The organism is Alteromonas confluentis (assembly GCF_001757105.1).
GTDB classification, from domain to species: Bacteria; Pseudomonadota; Gammaproteobacteria; order Enterobacterales; family Alteromonadaceae; genus Alteromonas; species Alteromonas confluentis.
Genome location: NZ_MDHN01000014.1, coordinates 60,875 through 77,257 on the forward strand (window position 1 = coordinate 60,875; position 16,383 = coordinate 77,257).

Below are 16,383 nucleotides of genomic sequence, written 5' to 3' on the forward strand. Positions count from 1 at the left end.
ATCCCACTTTATCCTAATAACAATAGCTATAAAGGGGTTTCATGGCTCGGGTGTCTAATCGCTTCCTTTTTCAACTTCACGGCTGGTTTTCTCTGCCAGTCTGGATCTTATTTTTTTTTGTGTGTCTTACCGGCACCGTCGCCGTGCTGAGTCACGAATTTGCTTGGCTGACTAATGCCAATGTACGTGCCACAAACCCTGAAAACACATCAGCATGGACTGCTGCCGATTCCGTTGCACTGGTAAATGAAACCTACCCTTCTGCAGATATAACCGGCGTTGCCGTTCGCGAAGACTACATGGTGCACGAGGTGATGTTTACTGCAGACGACAAACCCTATGCCGTCGCTTATGTGAATCCTTACCTTCATCAAATTCAAGAAGTTAACGACGGCAGTACGTTTATCAACTTTATGCGAACACTGCACGGCTGGTTATATTTTCCATGGCATGGCAGCTACAGTGTGGGTTATTACCTGGTTTCCGCATTATCAATCGTGATGCTCGGTGCACTCGTTACGGGTCTGTTGGTGTACAAGAAGTTCTGGCAGGCTTATCGCAATCCCAAACTCAGGAGTCATCAAGGCCCGCGCACATTAACGGCGGATTTGCACAAGCTAGCTGGTGTCTGGTCGCTTTGGTTTCTTCTCATAATGAGTGCCACCGGGCTGTGGTATTTGATTCAAGCCGTCCTATGGCAAAACGACGTAGAGATCGATCCCTGGCCCGAACACCTTTCCGTGCAGTCATTACCTATGTTGTCACCTGAAGCAAACGGTACACCAGCGATGCCGGTAACCTTGAGTAATGCGCTTGAACAGGCTGAACAAACGTTTCCAGGCTTTCGTCCAGGATATGTGATGTTACCTGAACACAACCGCGACACCTTTAAGGTATATGGCGGTGGCGCTAATCCGTTCTACGACGCCGCCAGTTTCCAATTGGCGATTAATCCGTGGAACGGCGAGATTACGCAGACGATCTCTCCTGCAACCATGAATGCTGCACAAACCATATTGCATATTGCCGACCCACTGCACTATGGCACTATTGGTGGTATTTGGACGAAAATCATTTGGTTTGTGTTTGGCTTATTGCTTAGCGGTATGTCGCTTAGCGGCTTTATCATGTGGTACTTACGCGTGAATAAGCTTAAAAAGCCCCAAACACGTAACGCAACCTCACCCATTCAGGAGGCATAATGGCGCGTTTACAAAAGCAATCCTCATTTCGTTATTTAATCAATGGGCTTATTCTGGCATTGCCTATTTATTTCATCTACAAGGCGCTGAATCCGGAGTTCCCCGCCATGCTACCTGAAATTAAAGCCGGTGAGTTTTCGCTTACCGCGATGCCTTATGATGAAGATATGCCCTACCAGCACGACGGCTTATTCGTAAAAGACTTTCTGGTTATGTTTCAGCAAGGCAGTGTTGATGACGTTCGTATGGCCTTTTTAAACATTGGCGAGTCGCCGCTGCCCTTTGAAGAAGCGCAGTCTTATGAGCTTGGCGTACTTCACGGTACGAAACACGGGCAACACGTACATGGACTCAGTAGTGAAGTTATCAAACCCGGTGATAAGGTGTGGATCACACTACAAACCTGGGATGGAAAACTGCATCAGGGTGCATGGCAAGTTCCATCGTACCTCCTGAGCGACGTTTAACCTCTGCATTTTTAAACTGTTCATGTAAACTGTGCCAACGCGTTTTTAATTACGGATCTGTAGCAGGAACACAGAGTTGGCACACCCCACATTTTCTTTAAATATCTTACGTAACCTTACTCAACTTCTTGGCCCCGGCGTTCTCATGGCCACCGCCGCAATCGGCGGCAGCCACCTTGTTGCCTCAACACAAGCGGGCGCAATCTACGGCTGGCAACTTGCTTTACTGGTTTTCATTGTAAACCTGCTTAAGTACCCTTTTTTCCGTGCGGGGGTGAGTTACACCATCAGCGCAGGTGAAACCTTGCAAACGGGCTATCTTCGCTTGGGTAAAGGTTATCTGCTTACGGCATTATTGTTGAACATCATTTCAGCTGTCGTGAATTCGGCGGCGTTATTGATGTTTTCAGCCAGTCTTCTCGGCTATTTCATGCCAATGGATATCAGTGTTCCGCTGCTTGCCGCCGTTATTCTTATCGCCATATTGGTTATTCTCATTGGCGGTCATTTTGCGGCACTAGAGAAGATATCGAAGGCGATCATGATCACCCTCGTCATCGCTACAATTTCAGCGACATTCATTGCTTGGCAAAACGGCGCAGTAGCACCCGATGATTACGTGTCGCCCTCCCCTTGGACCATGGCCGCTATCGGCTTTTTAGTGGTTACTATGGGTTGGATGCCGGCCCCCATTGAGATATCCGGCATTACCTCTTTATGGCTTAAAAAGCAGTGTGAAGAAAAAGCCGTTACCGCGAAGTCTGCCTTATTTGATTTTAACCTTGGATACTTCACCACCATGATCCTTGCGCTGGTTTTTCTGGCCCTGGGTGCACTGGTACTGCATGGAAGTGGTGAAGCGCTCGCATCTGGCGGCATCGGTTTCTCCAAACAGCTTGTGGGTTTGTATGCGGGCACCATTGGTGAATGGGCGCGCTGGCTTATCGCCGTGGTGGCATTTTTATGTATTTTCGGTTCAGCACTCACCGTTTACGATGGTTACTCCCGGGCCGTAACCGAGGCCATTCTGCTATTAAATGGTAAAAAAGAAATGCCAGAGCGTAATGTTGTTCTGGTACTGTCTCTTGTTGCCGTATTAAGTTTTATCATTGTGCTGTTTTTCAAAACTGCCTTGCTCGCCATGCTGGGATTTGCCATGACGCTAGCCTTCATAACCACGCCCATGTTTGCTTTGCTGAATCACAAACTGGTGCACAGAGCTGAACTGCATGACAGCGTTAAAGCCGGGCCTTTAGTCACAACCTTGAGCTACATTGGTTTGGCATATCTGTTTGGCTTTCTAGCCATATTCATTGCCTGGAAGTGGTTTCTTTAAAAGAGCGGCTATAAAGCCGCTCTCCTTACTGTTGCTCGTTTTTTAGCACAAAGGCTTACCATTAAAGTAAATCCGTATACGGAGTTACTTCATTTCTAAGTTCCCAAAACGTGTTAAGCGCATGGGTACTCGGCTTGTTGTCTTTTTTAAGCACGTCCTTCGTATAGAAGATGGGATTTGCAATTTTTGCCGCATCCGCGAGCTGTTTGTCGCTAGGCATAGGGATCTGAACAAAGTCATTATCATTAATAGATGCCCAGGAATCGAAATCGATACCCAATTCCCCATTTTCAATGTAATAACCCGACCATTTTAATGCAGCGGTTTCACTCTCATCGATGGCCCAATCCCGTTCGGCAAAGCAGATAAGATAGAGTTCCTTTGCATCTTCAGACAACATCACTGGGTGTCGATCATTATCGGCAACGCCTTTGCCATCCAGTTCAAACTTCTTATTATCAACCCTTACGCGAAACTCGTATTCGGTTTTCTTATTTACGTAACTCAATTCCTTTATCGCTTTTTCAATGCGACTTTTGATGAAGGTCAGTACGACGTCATTGGCCCAACCCAGATTGATGAAATTTGAGGTGCTGACAAGTTCTCCAACTCGATAAGCGAGTTTTTTCAAACCGCCTTTGTATTCTTCGTCAAATGCGGCCTTATCAGTAAACTCTCCTGGATGTGTATTTACGGGCGCTGGCGCCAGTGTTTTGGGGAGCAAAAGGGATTCTCGAAGTTTGATAAAACTGCAATAGCGAGCCACTTCTACTTCATACTTACTTGGCAGTTCTGACATAAAGCCCGCAAATCCCGCAAGCGGAGAGCCGGGAAGGAATATCATTTTATTGATCTCATTGTTGTCGTCAAAATCCAATGGGGCAATTGAGATCAACTGACTGTTTCGGCTCTTCGCTTCCAGATCAGCAATTAAGTCGATATAACTAAACAACATGGCTTGCATAGCAACATGCTCTAACCCTTTACCGGTAATGACATCCCACGTTGATGTTGCTATTTCCTTCCCGTGTTCCTCCAGTGCGCTTACTAGTGAACCCGGTTCACGGGCAAGCCGCTCAATTTCATTCGCCACGCTTGCAGACAAGGTAGGAATAAGCGCTTTATTTGAAAACTGGCTGAGCAGTACGCCCAGTTTGTCGCGTAAATCCAAAAATTCTTGTTCCTTGGCAACGACGCCTTTCGCCAACATATCCCTAAGTTCATTTCGCATTTTGAGCTTATTCGCAATTTGAAAATTACGATGGTGATGTTGTGAAGAGGCTTGAGAATGAATTGCACCAAGTAAACTCTTTCCTGCAGGAAGTAGTTTATCTAAGGAAGTAAGCGACAGTAAATCGTTGCCATCAAAGGTACTGACCAACGACAGCGGCTTTTGGTCACGGAAAGATTTAAGATGAGGAAGGTTATAAGATACCTCCTCGCCAACAAATGGGTCAACAAAGATAATGCGACGTTCAAAAGGCGCGTTATCGTTTAAATGGGAAATAGAATCGATATGCGACGCTAGCTTAAAGGCTTCGGTTACCGGAGAATTGGCGAATGTACCGCCATCGACATAAGTGTAAACATAACTACTCACAGATGGGTCTATCCATAAGCCTGCGGGATATTCCCACTGCCAACGCCTAAGGGATACCGGTTCAAATGCCGCCGGAAATGCGCCACTTGCAATGGCCGTAGCGACAATATGCCGCCAGTCCTTTCTTGCGCGAATATCAAACGCGACATTATCGATGTTACCGCCCCAATGAAAGCGAACCCAACGCTTAGGGTGAATATCCGTATCTGAAAATTTATCGTTAGACACCGAACCAAAGTTAATATCAAAGATTCGGTGTTCCTGGTGAAATTTAGACGTTAACGCGTCGGCAGACGCTAAATCAGGCTGCTCATCATCGCTGACCGCCTTGAGATACTTCGCATCCACATTGGCGATAATTGGATTCAGATTCGAAATACTGCAGCTATACAACACCCTGTCTGCCAAAACAGGATGCGTTGCTTTGTCTTGTTCGTTGTAACTATCACCGTTATCAGGAAACAGATATTCTTTCGCAATATTCGTCACTGCCGCTTTATTTAAAATTCCGGCTTGTTTTACTAATGGCGGGAATCCCTCTTCCTCAGGCTCAAGCAATTTGTCGAGGGTAATTTCTTCAGTCCAGATCTTATTCATTTTTTGCTGAGCAAGTTCAGCATCTATGAGTTGCTCTTTGCGCTTTTTATCTGTCCATGACGCGGTATCGATTTCATAGTCGGTTGCCAGTTTCTCCCAGGCCGCTTGCCGTACCACAGTGTCCTTCGCTGGAAACGCGAGTGCCCGTAACATCACCCCTAAACTCATTGCACCAGCACTGGCACCAGAAAACACATCTACAACGACGTTTTCGTAGGGGTTACCGTCTTTATCGGTGCCGTATAACAAAGCGAGTTTGATTGACTCCGTAAGTGCTGCGCCAGAGAATGAACCTAGAGAAACGCCCCCGCCCATAGCGAAGCCAAGTTTCAAAGTTTTACCCATTTCTTATGTCCTTTAAAAAATTGAATAACAGGCATTGCGCCTAAACGTTAAGTAAAGTTGAAATGGATGGAAGAAAACCAGTAAGACAAAGCGAGAGAGAACCGCGCCTCTAAAGCAAATCCCTTGCTGATAGCCCGAATGGCAAACACTGCGTTTCCATCGCATGCCATCCTATAGAAATGATTAAAAATAAACCAGGCCATTTGACCAATTTACTTCTCAGATTTTCTCCACAATGAGATAAGTGTGTAATTCAGGCATTTGGTCAGATTCAAGGTGTTTTATTTTGCAGCCTAATGCCATCAGGCAGTCTATAAAGCCATTCGTGCCTAACGTTGAGTAGCACACCTGTGGGCCCATTGCATTATTACAATGTTCGCCTTCTTCGTCGGTACCACCAAATGTGAATATGAAAATGCCACCGGGTTTAAGAAGGGAAACAATTTTTGCAAGCACAGTCCCCTGTTCACGTAGTGGCACATGCCAAATACTGTCCCATGCTGTGATAAAATCAAATCGGGAACTCGAGCTGAACGATAAAATATCGGTGTGATAAAAATCTAAGTGCGGATGACGTAGGCGAGCAAGTGCGACCATATTCGCTGAGATATCTATCCCTGACACAGCGAAGCCTTCTTCTAGCAGCAAATCAATAAAACGCCCGGTACAACCGCAGCCAACATCCAGCGCATTGTGTTTATTTTTGGCAAACGCTATCGCTTTTCTATGCTGAGCTACACCGTTTTTACGATTAAAATCATCCCGCGTCCATAGGTGAGTAATCTGGTCGTAGGCTAACCCTGTTTGCTCTGGTGTCATCCTTCATTCCTTATCCGTAAATCAGTAAGATGTTTCCGTTTCTATCTCGATGTTATCAGCCTTCATTCGATTAACAATAATTCATTGATCTTACACGCAGTCTTACTGGTTTAAATCCCAAATACTTTAAAGGACATCACTAAATGAAGAATTTTGCGATTAACACTGAAGTTGAATGGGAATGGGGTAATGGTTCTGCGTCAGGCAAGATTAGAAAAAAATATAATGAGGATGTGGAAAAAACGCTACAGGGGTCAAAAGTTACCCGCAAAGCGAGCGACGACGACCCGGCTTACCTCATAGAGCAGGATGACGGCAGCAAAGTGCTAAAATCACACAGTGAGATCAAAAAGTCTTCCAGTTAATATGAAGCATTCGGCACGCTTTGGAAGCCGAATTATTTCCATTTCACCACCTCAACGTGGTTTCCAAATGCAGTTGCGAAACGCTTACGGCACTTCGATGTTGGGTTTATCACTATTCGCTTATCGCACAGCGCTAACAAAGGAATGTCGGAAGCGCTGTCTGAATAACCGATAACTTGAAAATAGCCTTGTAGATTAAAGTGACTTTCTACTGCATTCACTTTATTTGCGCCGTAACAGTGAAACTGACTAATGCGCCCACTCATATAGGCCCGTTCTTGGGAGCACAGGAAGTGTGAAACCGGCAGGCGTAAAGCTGCGACAATTCTCTTAACCATCCAAGCAGAAGCGCCACTCACAATAACAACCTCATCCCCCTGCTCTACATGCTGCGTTAACGCTTCTATCGCAGAATCAAATATACGCGTGTTGGGTTCGACCAGATACGCGCAAATAAATTGGCGTCTTAAATCAGCCTGCTTTCGCCGCCCCATTCCTGCGGTGAGCAACCAAAGCAGTATTGATAAGCCTGACTTTTTCGTTCTATTACACGAGATGAACAGGATTATTAGCGGTGAAAATAGCGCGACACAGATCATTCTCAGCAGGCTACGCCTCAACATAAAACGAATATACGCGTCGCCGGTGTCTCGATTAATTATCGTTTTGTCGAAATCGACTAGAACCAAATTCCTATCAAGCATTGGACTATATAAAGGCCATGTTCATACGCCGGTAGTTTTCACATAGGCTTTACCGCGATACACACCGATGTTTGCCATATCAAGCATGGCAAAATCCTCATGGGTATCGCCGTAAGCGGTGATATGTGAGACATCACTAAGATTGATTTGACGCTTAACCGCTTCAACTTTATTGTGAAGGCTGCAATCACCATAGCGGTATCTGCCGGTAAAGCGCCCTCGTCGTACTACCAAATCACTGCACAACACTTCTATGCCCATTTGGCTACACCAAATGTTCAAGTACGGCGATATTGATGCAGAAACGACAACCACACGATCACCATTTTCTTGATGCCCACGAATAGTATCAAGCATGTCAGCTCGAAGCACCGTGGGCACATAATCTTCCACAAAACGCTCTGCTTTTTCGGTTAACGATTTTTCCGATACACCAAAAAACGCAGCCCTGGCTACCAGTGGACGCATTTTATTGGCCGGTAACATCCCTGATTTATACAAAACGATGGCAGGTGAAATGAGTAGCCCAGCCAAAACTAATCGTATTGGGTGTGTAGCCATTAAAACAAATTTTGTATAAACCTCTTTGGTGGTGATAGTGCCATCAAAGTCGATTAAAACTAGTTTCATTTAAAACACTGTTCTTTGTTTTGGGATCATGGCCTTATTGTGAAGCGCCGGTAGACCTTCATCACCACGACCTTCATCACTTGTCGTGACTCAAACGCCCCGCTTGTCTTCGTAGTTGCCTGGCCATAGCCTGACTGGTTGGGTATTTAGGTAAAATTAACCAGAGCGTAAGATAAATCATTACCGGTAAAGCGAAGAAAAATGAAAAGACAACAAACGCAATTCTAAGGCAGTTCTTTCGAAACCCGAAGTATTCAGAGAGGCCTGAACACACGCCTGCGATAACGCCGCGCTCGCCTCGCGTGAGAACTGAAAATTTCCTTGTTTCCATAAGACATCCTTGATTCTTATCATTTGAACTCGGTCTCTGTACTTTAGCCTAACTGCCAATCCCTATCAAACAGCGACAACCACCGACATAGCCTTCCTGCCCTCGCCCTTTAATTTGGGGAAATAGGCGATGAACTTCCTTTATTTTTAAAGACATCGATGAGAACTTTTCTGATGATATACATACAGGCCCCTACGCTGGTACCAAAGATGCCCACACTTATCGCTATAATTTCTGTGTCCTTACCGACGATAAACATTAAAATTGATAGCGTGAAAATCACTCCAAATAATGGCTTTGCACTGTGCTTTCTCACTAGGTCGGTTATCTCTTTTTCAGTCATCGGAACTCCTTTTCTTTGAATAAACATAATACGATGTGTTTTAGGCCAATTAATTTCTTTCCATCGAAGGCTGGAAATAGTTCGTATTTTCTTGACGTTGGTAAGTGTAGTTCTCCATTAATTGTTTGCTCTGAGTAGTTTGAAGCAGAGCACTGCATCTTAATTTAATTGCATTGAGAGCGATTGCCCCTAGCAACTTTATTACCAGTAATAGATGACAAAAAAATATTGTCAACGACATCATCGAGGGTCCAAGGCTTGATATCAAGCGTTGCGCACCCTGAGACACTTATTGATAGCAAGAGAGCGAAAAGTACCCTCGAAACTTTTTTCATTTGTAAGCATCCTATCAGCGCAAAACGCCCATATGAAATGGGCTCAACATGAACTAAAATTAGAAATGAAGCGACTGGGCCGATGCTTTAGCGTCCCTGCTAGCCGCTTAATTTTCTAATAGCTGGTTATTTTCCCAGGAGTACAATTAATTCGTTAGGATTTGACACTATGAATTGAAATGAACTGCCATCAAGTAATGACACTTCGATTGCATCAGTTGTTATAGGCAGAATACCCGCACCTTTACCAGAGCATTTTTCTACTTTTGAAATTGAGCTCCTTTCAATTTTAAGAGGTCCAAGTCCAAAGTCTTTATTATATGGGGAAAAATGAATTTCAGTTTCAGTAATCCAAAATTTTCCATCAGCTTTTGCAACACCATTTTGAACTGTGGCTGTAGTCGATTTTAACGTGGCATCTTGCATTTATATTCCTTATGAATAGTTGAACTTATCAGCTAACACCTTGTTTAGGGGCGGAAGCACATGGTTGAAACGTTAGGAGCGGAATGACAAAAACATTGCGTTTTTGTTCCATCGAGTCCGTCAATGACTTGAGTTGATTTTTATGCCTTGCACTATATTTTATACCACATATAAATGCATAGAATGCCGAAAACCAACAATGACGCTGGTGCTAGAATCACATAAAGCCAGTGGATTATTAACACCTTATTGCCCAAGATGGATAGCTTTAATTTGTCATTTATATCAAAAAGTGGCGTAAGAATACTGGTATCGCAAACATAATTTGTTGGTCCAAAAGACGGATGATCGTAGCTGAGCTTCAAAACCTTCGCTCTACTTGAACGCGTTTCGCTACTCGCATTACGAAAGATTTTGTCTACGACAACCGCGCTTGCTGTTCTTGCTCGACATATAAACTGAATCCTATGTAACAGCAAGGTAGCTGATCCAACTAATAAGAATATTCCGATAGTTAAGCAATAAATCTTCATAATCTAATGATGGGTATAACGCCCTTAAAGGCAGTAACTCGACTTAATGTGATTATTATGCGAAGTTAAACAATCCGCGGCATACGGATTGGTTAATTCAGCAAAACCTAAATTAAATGCTTTCCTTCGCTTTGTTAATAGCAGCTTCAACAGCCTCGACTGCTTTCGTATTTTTCCAGCACCTAGAGTGAAGCATAGAAGACACAAGATTCACAACTTCAGTGGCATTGTGTGCAGAGAGGTTTTCAAAAGAATCCAACCCGACTTCTTCAAATCGCTTGATGACTGTTGGTCCAACGCCCTTGACGCTTAATAAGGAGTTTTTTTCTGATTCAGAGAAAGCCATTTCAATAATCCTAAAGGCATTAACACCCTAATAAAATAACCGGCATATATACGTGGGATAAAACCCGAACGAAGGGACACAGCCCACATGTTTTGATGCAGCGAGCCTGCGAGCGAATGTATTAATTTGTCAGGTACAAAAAAGCCCCGGAAAATACCGAGGCATTGCGTTGGATTGATGACTATTTAGTTAAGCACTTTTCTTTTTTCTCGAAAAAGCAATTCCTGCAAGGCTTAAGCCAAGTAATGCAATCGATGCTGGCTCTGGAACACTTACAGACAGAGAGGCTTCCGAATGTGTACTCATCCCATATGAATAAGATGTTTCTCCAGTCAGGCTACCCGAAAGGAACGTAGGGTTAACATAAATTTCAAAATCACCCCACGAACTCAACTCTGAAGTTGTAATATTGTCTAACGTTAGGCTAAAGTTTATCGCTGTAGCATTTAGCAAGGAGTCAAACTGAATGGCAAATTCATCGTTTGAATTGTATGTGATCAAATTGTTGACCGATGTCGCAGACACGATGGAGGTGGATGGGTTAAAAGGTGAAATTTCAGGATTGTAATTGAAATATAATTGATTTACTCCGTCAGGAGAAGTGCCATCAACAGAAACTAAGTCAAAGTTATATTGAATCTGCCCCAACCCAGAATCATAAATAGCATTAAAATTAGTTATTACGCCAGCATTAGCAAAACTACCCATACCGGCTAAGCACAATAACAAAGAAACAATTTTTTTCATTTCCACTTTTCCAAAAGTTTTAAAGACATAAACGAATAACAGCAATAATATTACCACTTTTACAACCCGATGTTTTTAATATATTTATTTTTTTATGACCATGTTAAATCATGAAAAGTGTAAAAATTACCGACACCATATGTGTCTGTCCAATTTTAGAAATAATTCACAGTGGGTTGATGCTCCTATTTTACCGCCTTACGCCCAAATAAAGTGCGCGAGCAAATGGGTAGAAAAACAGGAAGGAAGTGACGCTGCCCATGCGTTAGCGTGGCAGCGAGCCTGCGAGCGAGTTAATGTGCTTGCTCTACGCAATTTGCCACAACTGTAGCGCATTGCTACAATGTGATGACGAACCATTAGGAGACATATTATGGCAACCGCGAGCGTAAGACTAGACCAAGATCTAGTTGAGAAAGCTACAATTATGGGCAAAGCACTAAACCGAACTATGCCAAAACAGATAGAGCATTGGGCTAAAATAGGTGAAATGATGGAAGATAACCCAGATTTGCCTTACGAATTCGTAAAACAGGCAATTATCTCCAAAGCCGAAAAAGAGGCTGGAAAATTGGAGCCTTACGATTTTGGCTAAAATTACCAGTGTTTTACAGACAGCTAATTTTAAGAGAGCAGTAAAAAAGTTACATCAGAATCAGAAAAAAGATTTGGATAAAGCTGTTAAGGAGCTAATGGCCGATCCTCTTCTAGGTGAGCAGAAAAAAGGCGACCTAGCCTTTCTTCGTGTGTACAAATTCAAGATGGTCAAGCAGTTAACTTTACTTTGTTACAGCTACGAGGATGGCACTGTAATACTTGAATTGATAGCTCTTGGCTCTCATGAAAACTTTTATCGCGATGTTAAAAAGTTATTCTGATCAATTGCGTAAAACGCCTCAATCAGCGGCCAACCGGAGTGGAGGTAAATTTGGGGTATAGTGAGTGCAGTGAACCCCAAATTTGACGGAACGGAGATTGGTCCGTCGGCGTTGATTTGTTATGCAATTTTATTTCTTGCGCATTTAACATGAACGCAACTACCTATCATAACCAGGGCCGCCTCTAGTGCGCGCACGGGATTAGACTCTGCTAGAATATTCGACCCTTCAGGTAGATCGTTTATTATCGAATCTATAAGCCAGCTAGCTTTGAGATTGTTTTGTATATGCTTCAAGCTCTTTTTGTCTTGGTCTTGACCTTGGAATATATTTCCAAATATCGTTTGCCCTTCGCTAGGGTTTCTCCTGACTTTGTTGTTTATGCACTTGCTGGACTTAGCTGCATCTCCGTAAGCGAACATCAGCGCATCAATGTTTGTCATAGGCCGCTGTCCTTTGAATTGTGATACAAGTAGTCCCAGTCCCGCTCCTACTCGACCATCATATATAACAAAATTATCTATCAATATTAAATATATCTTAGTGAAGCCGGAATTCATTAATAGCACAGAGGCATTATTTTGGGCATCAGTAATTTTAAAGCTTCCGCCTGTAGATGCATCCTCTAGTGCTAGTAGTTCTTTTGCCTGATCTAAATAATCAATCAAACCGAATCTATTTTCAATTTCACTGAGCTTGTCTTCGTTGGTTTTCCCCTTTCTACCCCTGCTTAGAACTCCGCCCCAATCAAGGATCATTTTACAGGCGTTAATCGCACCGACATTGTTATTGTTTGAAATAGACTTTTGCAGGTATTCTTGTATTTCTCCAATAGCTTTTTTGCTATCTAAGAATGTTCATCCACTAATAGTATCTTCTCGGTCACCCATTAGATTCTTATAGCTAAAAGGCCAATGGTATTGCTCAAATGCGTTGAAGATGCTCGTACACGACCAAAGCTCTGTGACCGGCTTTTTACCCTTAGGTATTAAGCAATAGGTATGTTCAAATCCGGCGTCCATCTTGCTAATGAACCAGCCAATAAAAGACCGAACGCCAGGCTCACTTAGAAATTGTTGCTTATTCACTGGGAATTTCCTTGTCTAAATTCCAATTCTAAATCCAATCGCACCGCCCCTGAGTTTGCATAGACACAATGACTCCCTGTGAAATGCTAGCCTCCGCATTTTCGTGGGTTAGCTGAAAGCCAGTGCCATAATTAGTTTGCTCAAGACTAATGTCCCAGCGAAACTGCGAGCGACTTAATGTGATTGTTATACGCGCCTTTATACCGCCGCCAGATTGTAGGGAGAGACATGTAAAGAACTTTGATATTGTCGCGCTTGCCATAAATCAAAAGCATTTTGCAAACGTAGCCAATGGTCAGCTGAAGGCTTACCAAAGACCAACTCCAGACGAAGTGCCATCTCTGGGGTGATGGCTCCTTTGCCATTAAGAACTTTTGACAGTGTTTTGCGGCTAACATCTAAATGCTGAGCGACATCAGTGATAGTGAGTTCTAGAGCTTCAATAACAAGTTCTTTGAGTATCTCACCGGGATGTGCTGGGTTATGCATATTCATTAGTGATAATCCTCGTAGTTAACGATTTCGACATCTCGTCCAACAAAGCGATAAGTCACTCTCCAGTTACCACTCACTCTAACAGACCAAATATCATTTTTATTACCTTTGAGTTTATGCATATAAAGACCGGGCAAATCCATGTCATCAGGCGTTTCGGCTTGATCGAGATTGGACAGGATCAGACGAAGCTTATTTTCATGCTTCTTCTGAATTCCTGATGTGGTTCCTTTAGCGTAAAACTTCTGAAGGCCTTTATGAATAAAACTCTTAATCATGCATTCATTGTAACCCCATGGGTTACGAGTTGCTAGTGGGATTTTCGACGCCGATAACACTCTACTTTTGGGCGGAAACACATGGACTAAAATAGGAGCGAAGCGACAGACCCCATTTGTTACTGTCCCAGCGAGTGATTTAATGCGTCTGTTAGTTGCCGTAGGCTCAGACCCTGTGCTAACGTTTGTGTGTACACCGAAACGGAGCTGAAAATGGATACCCGCATACAATTCAGAGTTGACGAAGAAACGAAACGGCTGGCTCAATTAATGGCTGAAAGCCAAGGGCGAACTTTAAGTGACGCCTGCAGAGAGCTTACTGAAGAACTAGCTGAGCAGCAACGCAAAATTATGACTCATGACCAATGGCTTACCGAACAGGTTAACGCCGCGTTTAGCAAATTGGATAACGGGAAAAGTGAGTTCGTTACTCATGAAGAAGCTTCCTTGGACATGGAAGCGAGGAAGATGAAAATTAGAAATAGAGCCAAAAAATGATCGTTTGGGAAAAAGACTCATTGGACGATCGAGAGGTGATTTTCGAATTTTTATACGAATTTAATCCAATTGCGGCGGAAAAAGCAGACACTATAATTGAGGCTAAAGTTGAAAACCTCATACAACACCCTTTGATGGGCGTCGAAAGAGAAGGTATACCTGGGCGGCTTTTAATTATTCCAGAGGTATCAATGATAGTTTCGTACTTCGTAAAAGAAGACGTAATCCATATTCTAAGGGTTTTACACCAAAAGCAAATATTTCCTGTAGGCAACTAACACCCGCATAAAGGGTGATAACACGTGAGCTAAAATTAGGAACGAATTGACGCAGCCCACGTGCTATTGTCCCAGCGAGCCTGCGAGCGATTTAATGTGATTGTTAGGAGACATGCAGATCTATTGGCTGCACATTATCCAAGTTGATGTTTTGCTTTGCCTGCCAAAGTTCATAGTTGTCTTGCATACTAAGCCAACTTTCAGGGCTGCGACCTAATACCTTTGACAGCCTTAATGCCATTTCTGGCGTTACTGCACTTTTACCCTTAACGATACGATTTAGTGTAGAAGCGGCAACACCAAGATGGGTTGCAAGTGTCCGGCAACTTATGCCGTGTGGCTCCATGTAGATAGACTCAATAAATTCACCGGGATGTGGTGGGTTGTGCATATTCATTAGTGATAATCCTCGTAATTTAAGATGTAAGCATTACCATCCGTGAACTCGAAAGTTACTCTCCAGTTGCCGTTGACTGATATCGACCAAATATTTGATTTTTCTCCTTTGAGTTGGTGAAGAGAAAATCCGGGCAAATTAATGTCATCAATATCTTGTGCGGTATGGATAGCAGCTAACTGCATGCAAAGTTTTTTCGCGTGCTTAGTCTGTATGCCTGAAGTTTTCCCTTTCTCGAAAAACAGCTTCAGGCCCTTATGTTTAAATGACTTAATCATGGGAAGAGTGTAGCGTATTGCGCAACGCGGTACAACCTGACGCCTAACACCCCAAAAAAGGGCACAAACCCGGTGGCTGAAATCGGAACGAAGTGACACAGCCGCCATGTTTGTGTCCCAGCGAGCGAAGCGAGTGACTTAATTTGTTTGTTAGCTGCCAATATGCCAAACCGCACGCGAAAGGTAAAATAAGTGCATTGTTGCCAGCAGCGGGAAAAATACCATTATATAGCTGTAGAAAGCCCCTTCTAAGAGCGGAATTATTGATAATAAAGCCACTATTCCCACTGCGGTGAATAAAAATAACTTGGACATTTTTTAAATACTTTGGTCGGTTCAAAAATATGCAGAACCAAACTAATGATAGCGAATAGCCCTAAGAAACCAAAGACTGGTAGCGCAAGAACAGGCAGCAACCAAAACGAACCGTTAAAGGCCTCTGAAAATGCCACAGGCACCAGAATTAAAGACATAGCAAGCAATATGGTCAAAGGGCCAAAGCAAACGACAGTTTCAATAATTATTAGTAGTCTAAATAAAGGGCTCATTGGCTGCTAACACCCGCATAAAGGGCGATAACACGTGGGCTAAAATTAGGAACGAAGTGACGCAGCCCACGTGTTAGCGTCCCAGCGAGCTTGCGAGCGATTTAATGCATTTGTTAGGCATTTTTACCGCTGTTCCATTTTTTAAAATACAGATACCCAATTAACATTTCTGTGATTACAGCAATTAATATTCCGATGCCTGCAAAGCCCCGAAAATACTCAAATAAGCCGAGAAATGCCATTGCAAACATGGATATAGATATACTTAAGGATATTGCTTGTCGCGCCTCAGAATGTTCCGCATTTCGACTAAACCAAGTTAAAATGGACATGCCAAAAAATAAAACGGATAGCCGTTTCCCAATGAAATATGCACTATCGGATCCCTCAACGCCAAAAATGTAAAATAACAAGTCAGGGAAGACTAGAAAGTTGGCAAACAATATGAATGCGACAACTGATGTGATGGAACTGAGTGTTTTAAAACTCATTATGCTTAATCCAAAATGCCTAACACCC

24 protein-coding genes are annotated in these 16,383 nt (G+C 43.3%); 8 read left to right on the plus strand and 16 right to left on the minus strand.

Translation table 11 applies throughout. The annotated features are described in order from the left end of the window. The first annotated feature begins 41 nt into the window (after positions 1 to 41). The 3 genes from BFC18_RS06915 (at position 42) to BFC18_RS06925 (ending at position 3,005) form a co-directional block, all read left to right on the plus strand. Positions 42 to 1,202, plus strand: coding sequence for a PepSY-associated TM helix domain-containing protein (locus BFC18_RS06915; protein WP_070124687.1), 1,161 nt, complete (start codon positions 42 to 44; stop codon positions 1,200 to 1,202). After that, entirely contained in the window at positions 1,202 to 1,669 is a 468-nt protein-coding gene (locus BFC18_RS06920) for a hypothetical protein (RefSeq protein ID WP_070124689.1), read from the plus strand. Before BFC18_RS06915 ends, BFC18_RS06920 begins: the two co-directional genes overlap by 1 nt. Positions 1,670 to 1,814: 145 nt before the next feature. Then, positions 1,815 to 3,005, plus strand: coding sequence for an NRAMP family divalent metal transporter (locus BFC18_RS06925; protein ID WP_245680355.1), 1,191 nt, complete (start codon positions 1,815 to 1,817; stop codon positions 3,003 to 3,005). Positions 3,006 to 3,066: 61 nt separating this feature from the next. On the opposite strand, the gene BFC18_RS06930 is transcribed toward BFC18_RS06925, so the two are convergent. Together BFC18_RS06930 and BFC18_RS06935 are read right to left on the minus strand one after the other, a co-directional pair. Further along, positions 3,067 to 5,547 (minus strand): patatin-like phospholipase family protein, encoded by a 2,481-nt coding sequence (locus BFC18_RS06930; protein ID WP_070124693.1) that lies wholly within the window; start codon positions 5,545 to 5,547, stop codon positions 3,067 to 3,069. A gap of 219 nt (positions 5,548 to 5,766) precedes the next feature. After that, on the minus strand, positions 5,767 to 6,366 hold the full coding sequence (locus tag BFC18_RS06935) for a class I SAM-dependent methyltransferase (protein WP_070124695.1): 600 nt from the start codon (positions 6,364 to 6,366) through the stop codon (positions 5,767 to 5,769). A gap of 143 nt (positions 6,367 to 6,509) precedes the next feature. Between BFC18_RS06935 and BFC18_RS06940 the strand changes: the two genes are divergently transcribed. Beyond that, positions 6,510 to 6,731, plus strand: coding sequence for a hypervirulence associated TUDOR domain-containing protein (locus tag BFC18_RS06940; RefSeq protein WP_070124697.1), 222 nt, complete (start codon positions 6,510 to 6,512; stop codon positions 6,729 to 6,731). A gap of 32 nt (positions 6,732 to 6,763) precedes the next feature. On the opposite strand, the gene BFC18_RS06945 is transcribed toward BFC18_RS06940, so the two are convergent. The 7 genes from BFC18_RS06945 to BFC18_RS06975 all read right to left on the minus strand — a co-directional run bounded on the left by BFC18_RS06945 (position 6,764) and on the right by BFC18_RS06975 (position 11,126). Further along, positions 6,764 to 7,435: an HAD-IB family phosphatase gene (locus tag BFC18_RS06945; protein WP_070124698.1), complete on the minus strand. Its 672-nt coding sequence runs from the start codon at positions 7,433 to 7,435 to the stop codon at positions 6,764 to 6,766. A 21-nt stretch (positions 7,436 to 7,456) separates the two neighbouring features. Continuing rightward, the gene (locus tag BFC18_RS06950; protein WP_070124699.1) at positions 7,457 to 8,065 is read right to left on the minus strand and encodes an HAD-IB family phosphatase; all 609 of its coding nucleotides are present in this window, start codon (positions 8,063 to 8,065) and stop codon (positions 7,457 to 7,459) included. 76 nt (positions 8,066 to 8,141) lie between these two features. After that, positions 8,142 to 8,396: a PspC domain-containing protein gene (locus tag BFC18_RS06955; RefSeq protein ID WP_070124700.1), complete on the minus strand. Its 255-nt coding sequence runs from the start codon at positions 8,394 to 8,396 to the stop codon at positions 8,142 to 8,144. Positions 8,397 to 8,505: 109 nt separating this feature from the next. Next, positions 8,506 to 8,739 (minus strand): hypothetical protein, encoded by a 234-nt coding sequence (locus BFC18_RS06960; RefSeq protein ID WP_070124702.1) that lies wholly within the window; start codon positions 8,737 to 8,739, stop codon positions 8,506 to 8,508. A 461-nt stretch (positions 8,740 to 9,200) separates the two neighbouring features. Beyond that, positions 9,201 to 9,500, minus strand: coding sequence for a hypothetical protein (locus tag BFC18_RS06965; RefSeq protein ID WP_070124703.1), 300 nt, complete (start codon positions 9,498 to 9,500; stop codon positions 9,201 to 9,203). A 645-nt stretch (positions 9,501 to 10,145) separates the two neighbouring features. Next, complete coding sequence (locus BFC18_RS06970) at positions 10,146 to 10,379, minus strand: hypothetical protein (protein ID WP_070124704.1); 234 nt, start codon at positions 10,377 to 10,379, stop codon at positions 10,146 to 10,148. Positions 10,380 to 10,568: 189 nt separating this feature from the next. Next, on the minus strand, positions 10,569 to 11,126 hold the full coding sequence (locus BFC18_RS06975) for a PEP-CTERM sorting domain-containing protein (protein ID WP_139138967.1): 558 nt from the start codon (positions 11,124 to 11,126) through the stop codon (positions 10,569 to 10,571). 373 nt (positions 11,127 to 11,499) lie between these two features. On the opposite strand from BFC18_RS06975, the gene BFC18_RS06980 reads away from it, so the two are divergent. Together BFC18_RS06980 and BFC18_RS06985 are read left to right on the plus strand one after the other, a co-directional pair. Further along, a complete protein-coding gene (locus BFC18_RS06980) occupies positions 11,500 to 11,721 on the plus strand; it encodes a TA system antitoxin ParD family protein (protein WP_012518669.1) in 222 nt (73 codons plus the stop codon). Then, positions 11,714 to 12,004 (plus strand): type II toxin-antitoxin system RelE/ParE family toxin, encoded by a 291-nt coding sequence (locus BFC18_RS06985; protein WP_070124707.1) that lies wholly within the window; start codon positions 11,714 to 11,716, stop codon positions 12,002 to 12,004. The genes BFC18_RS06980 and BFC18_RS06985 overlap by 8 nt, the downstream gene beginning before the upstream one ends. A gap of 119 nt (positions 12,005 to 12,123) precedes the next feature. On the opposite strand, the gene BFC18_RS06990 is transcribed toward BFC18_RS06985, so the two are convergent. The 3 genes from BFC18_RS06990 to BFC18_RS07005 all read right to left on the minus strand — a co-directional run bounded on the left by BFC18_RS06990 (position 12,124) and on the right by BFC18_RS07005 (position 13,865). Beyond that, positions 12,124 to 12,762 (minus strand): hypothetical protein, encoded by a 639-nt coding sequence (locus BFC18_RS06990; RefSeq protein ID WP_070124708.1) that lies wholly within the window; start codon positions 12,760 to 12,762, stop codon positions 12,124 to 12,126. Positions 12,763 to 13,290: 528 nt separating this feature from the next. After that, positions 13,291 to 13,587, minus strand: coding sequence for a HigA family addiction module antitoxin (locus BFC18_RS07000; protein ID WP_070124710.1), 297 nt, complete (start codon positions 13,585 to 13,587; stop codon positions 13,291 to 13,293). After that, positions 13,587 to 13,865: a type II toxin-antitoxin system RelE/ParE family toxin gene (locus tag BFC18_RS07005; protein ID WP_070124712.1), complete on the minus strand. Its 279-nt coding sequence runs from the start codon at positions 13,863 to 13,865 to the stop codon at positions 13,587 to 13,589. Before BFC18_RS07005 ends, BFC18_RS07000 begins: the two co-directional genes overlap by 1 nt. Before the next feature lie 213 nt (positions 13,866 to 14,078). Here BFC18_RS07005 and BFC18_RS07010 point away from each other — a divergent pair, with 213 nt between their 5' ends. Further along, positions 14,079 to 14,363: a type II toxin-antitoxin system TacA family antitoxin gene (locus BFC18_RS07010; protein ID WP_070124713.1), complete on the plus strand. Its 285-nt coding sequence runs from the start codon at positions 14,079 to 14,081 to the stop codon at positions 14,361 to 14,363. Then, on the plus strand, positions 14,360 to 14,641 hold the full coding sequence (locus BFC18_RS07015) for a type II toxin-antitoxin system RelE/ParE family toxin (RefSeq protein ID WP_070124715.1): 282 nt from the start codon (positions 14,360 to 14,362) through the stop codon (positions 14,639 to 14,641). Before BFC18_RS07010 ends, BFC18_RS07015 begins: the two co-directional genes overlap by 4 nt. 103 nt (positions 14,642 to 14,744) lie before the next feature. On the opposite strand, the gene BFC18_RS07020 is transcribed toward BFC18_RS07015, so the two are convergent. The 4 genes from BFC18_RS07020 to BFC18_RS07035 form a co-directional block, all read right to left on the minus strand. Then, positions 14,745 to 15,038, minus strand: coding sequence for a HigA family addiction module antitoxin (locus BFC18_RS07020; RefSeq protein WP_070124717.1), 294 nt, complete (start codon positions 15,036 to 15,038; stop codon positions 14,745 to 14,747). After that, on the minus strand, positions 15,038 to 15,316 hold the full coding sequence (locus BFC18_RS07025) for a type II toxin-antitoxin system RelE/ParE family toxin (protein ID WP_070124720.1): 279 nt from the start codon (positions 15,314 to 15,316) through the stop codon (positions 15,038 to 15,040). The genes BFC18_RS07020 and BFC18_RS07025 overlap by 1 nt, the downstream gene beginning before the upstream one ends. 278 nt (positions 15,317 to 15,594) lie before the next feature. Continuing rightward, positions 15,595 to 15,864: an Asp23/Gls24 family envelope stress response protein gene (locus BFC18_RS21605; protein WP_139138968.1), complete on the minus strand. Its 270-nt coding sequence runs from the start codon at positions 15,862 to 15,864 to the stop codon at positions 15,595 to 15,597. A gap of 113 nt (positions 15,865 to 15,977) precedes the next feature. Beyond that, positions 15,978 to 16,383 (minus strand): hypothetical protein (locus tag BFC18_RS07035; RefSeq protein ID WP_211481016.1); only part of this gene is annotated, 406 nt, incomplete at its 5' end.

Coding starts and splice junctions, on each gene's coding strand:
- BFC18_RS06930 (WP_070124693.1), bottom strand. CDS start 5,547: ATGGGTAAAACTTTGAAACTTGGCTTCGCTATGGGCGGGGGCGTTTCT.
- BFC18_RS07005 (WP_070124712.1), bottom strand. CDS start 13,865: ATGATTAAGAGTTTTATTCATAAAGGCCTTCAGAAGTTTTACGCTAAA.
- BFC18_RS06935 (WP_070124695.1), bottom strand. CDS start 6,366: ATGACACCAGAGCAAACAGGGTTAGCCTACGACCAGATTACTCACCTA.
- BFC18_RS06950 (WP_070124699.1), bottom strand. CDS start 8,065: ATGAAACTAGTTTTAATCGACTTTGATGGCACTATCACCACCAAAGAG.
- BFC18_RS21605 (WP_139138968.1), bottom strand. CDS start 15,864: ATGAGCCCTTTATTTAGACTACTAATAATTATTGAAACTGTCGTTTGC.
- BFC18_RS06975 (WP_139138967.1), bottom strand. CDS start 11,126: ATGAAAAAAATTGTTTCTTTGTTATTGTGCTTAGCCGGTATGGGTAGT.
- BFC18_RS06960 (WP_070124702.1), bottom strand. CDS start 8,739: ATGACTGAAAAAGAGATAACCGACCTAGTGAGAAAGCACAGTGCAAAG.
- BFC18_RS06920 (WP_070124689.1), top strand. CDS start 1,202: ATGGCGCGTTTACAAAAGCAATCCTCATTTCGTTATTTAATCAATGGG.
- BFC18_RS06970 (WP_070124704.1), bottom strand. CDS start 10,379: ATGGCTTTCTCTGAATCAGAAAAAAACTCCTTATTAAGCGTCAAGGGC.
- BFC18_RS06945 (WP_070124698.1), bottom strand. CDS start 7,435: ATGCTTGATAGGAATTTGGTTCTAGTCGATTTCGACAAAACGATAATT.
- BFC18_RS06990 (WP_070124708.1), bottom strand. CDS start 12,762: ATGATCCTTGATTGGGGCGGAGTTCTAAGCAGGGGTAGAAAGGGGAAA.
- BFC18_RS06955 (WP_070124700.1), bottom strand. CDS start 8,396: ATGGAAACAAGGAAATTTTCAGTTCTCACGCGAGGCGAGCGCGGCGTT.
- BFC18_RS07025 (WP_070124720.1), bottom strand. CDS start 15,316: ATGATTAAGTCATTTAAACATAAGGGCCTGAAGCTGTTTTTCGAGAAA.
- BFC18_RS07015 (WP_070124715.1), top strand. CDS start 14,360: ATGATCGTTTGGGAAAAAGACTCATTGGACGATCGAGAGGTGATTTTC.
- BFC18_RS07010 (WP_070124713.1), top strand. CDS start 14,079: ATGGATACCCGCATACAATTCAGAGTTGACGAAGAAACGAAACGGCTG.
- BFC18_RS06925 (WP_245680355.1), top strand. CDS start 1,815: ATGGCCACCGCCGCAATCGGCGGCAGCCACCTTGTTGCCTCAACACAA.
- BFC18_RS06915 (WP_070124687.1), top strand. CDS start 42: ATGGCTCGGGTGTCTAATCGCTTCCTTTTTCAACTTCACGGCTGGTTT.
- BFC18_RS06940 (WP_070124697.1), top strand. CDS start 6,510: ATGAAGAATTTTGCGATTAACACTGAAGTTGAATGGGAATGGGGTAAT.
- BFC18_RS06980 (WP_012518669.1), top strand. CDS start 11,500: ATGGCAACCGCGAGCGTAAGACTAGACCAAGATCTAGTTGAGAAAGCT.
- BFC18_RS07020 (WP_070124717.1), bottom strand. CDS start 15,038: ATGAATATGCACAACCCACCACATCCCGGTGAATTTATTGAGTCTATC.
- BFC18_RS07000 (WP_070124710.1), bottom strand. CDS start 13,587: ATGAATATGCATAACCCAGCACATCCCGGTGAGATACTCAAAGAACTT.
- BFC18_RS06965 (WP_070124703.1), bottom strand. CDS start 9,500: ATGCAAGATGCCACGTTAAAATCGACTACAGCCACAGTTCAAAATGGT.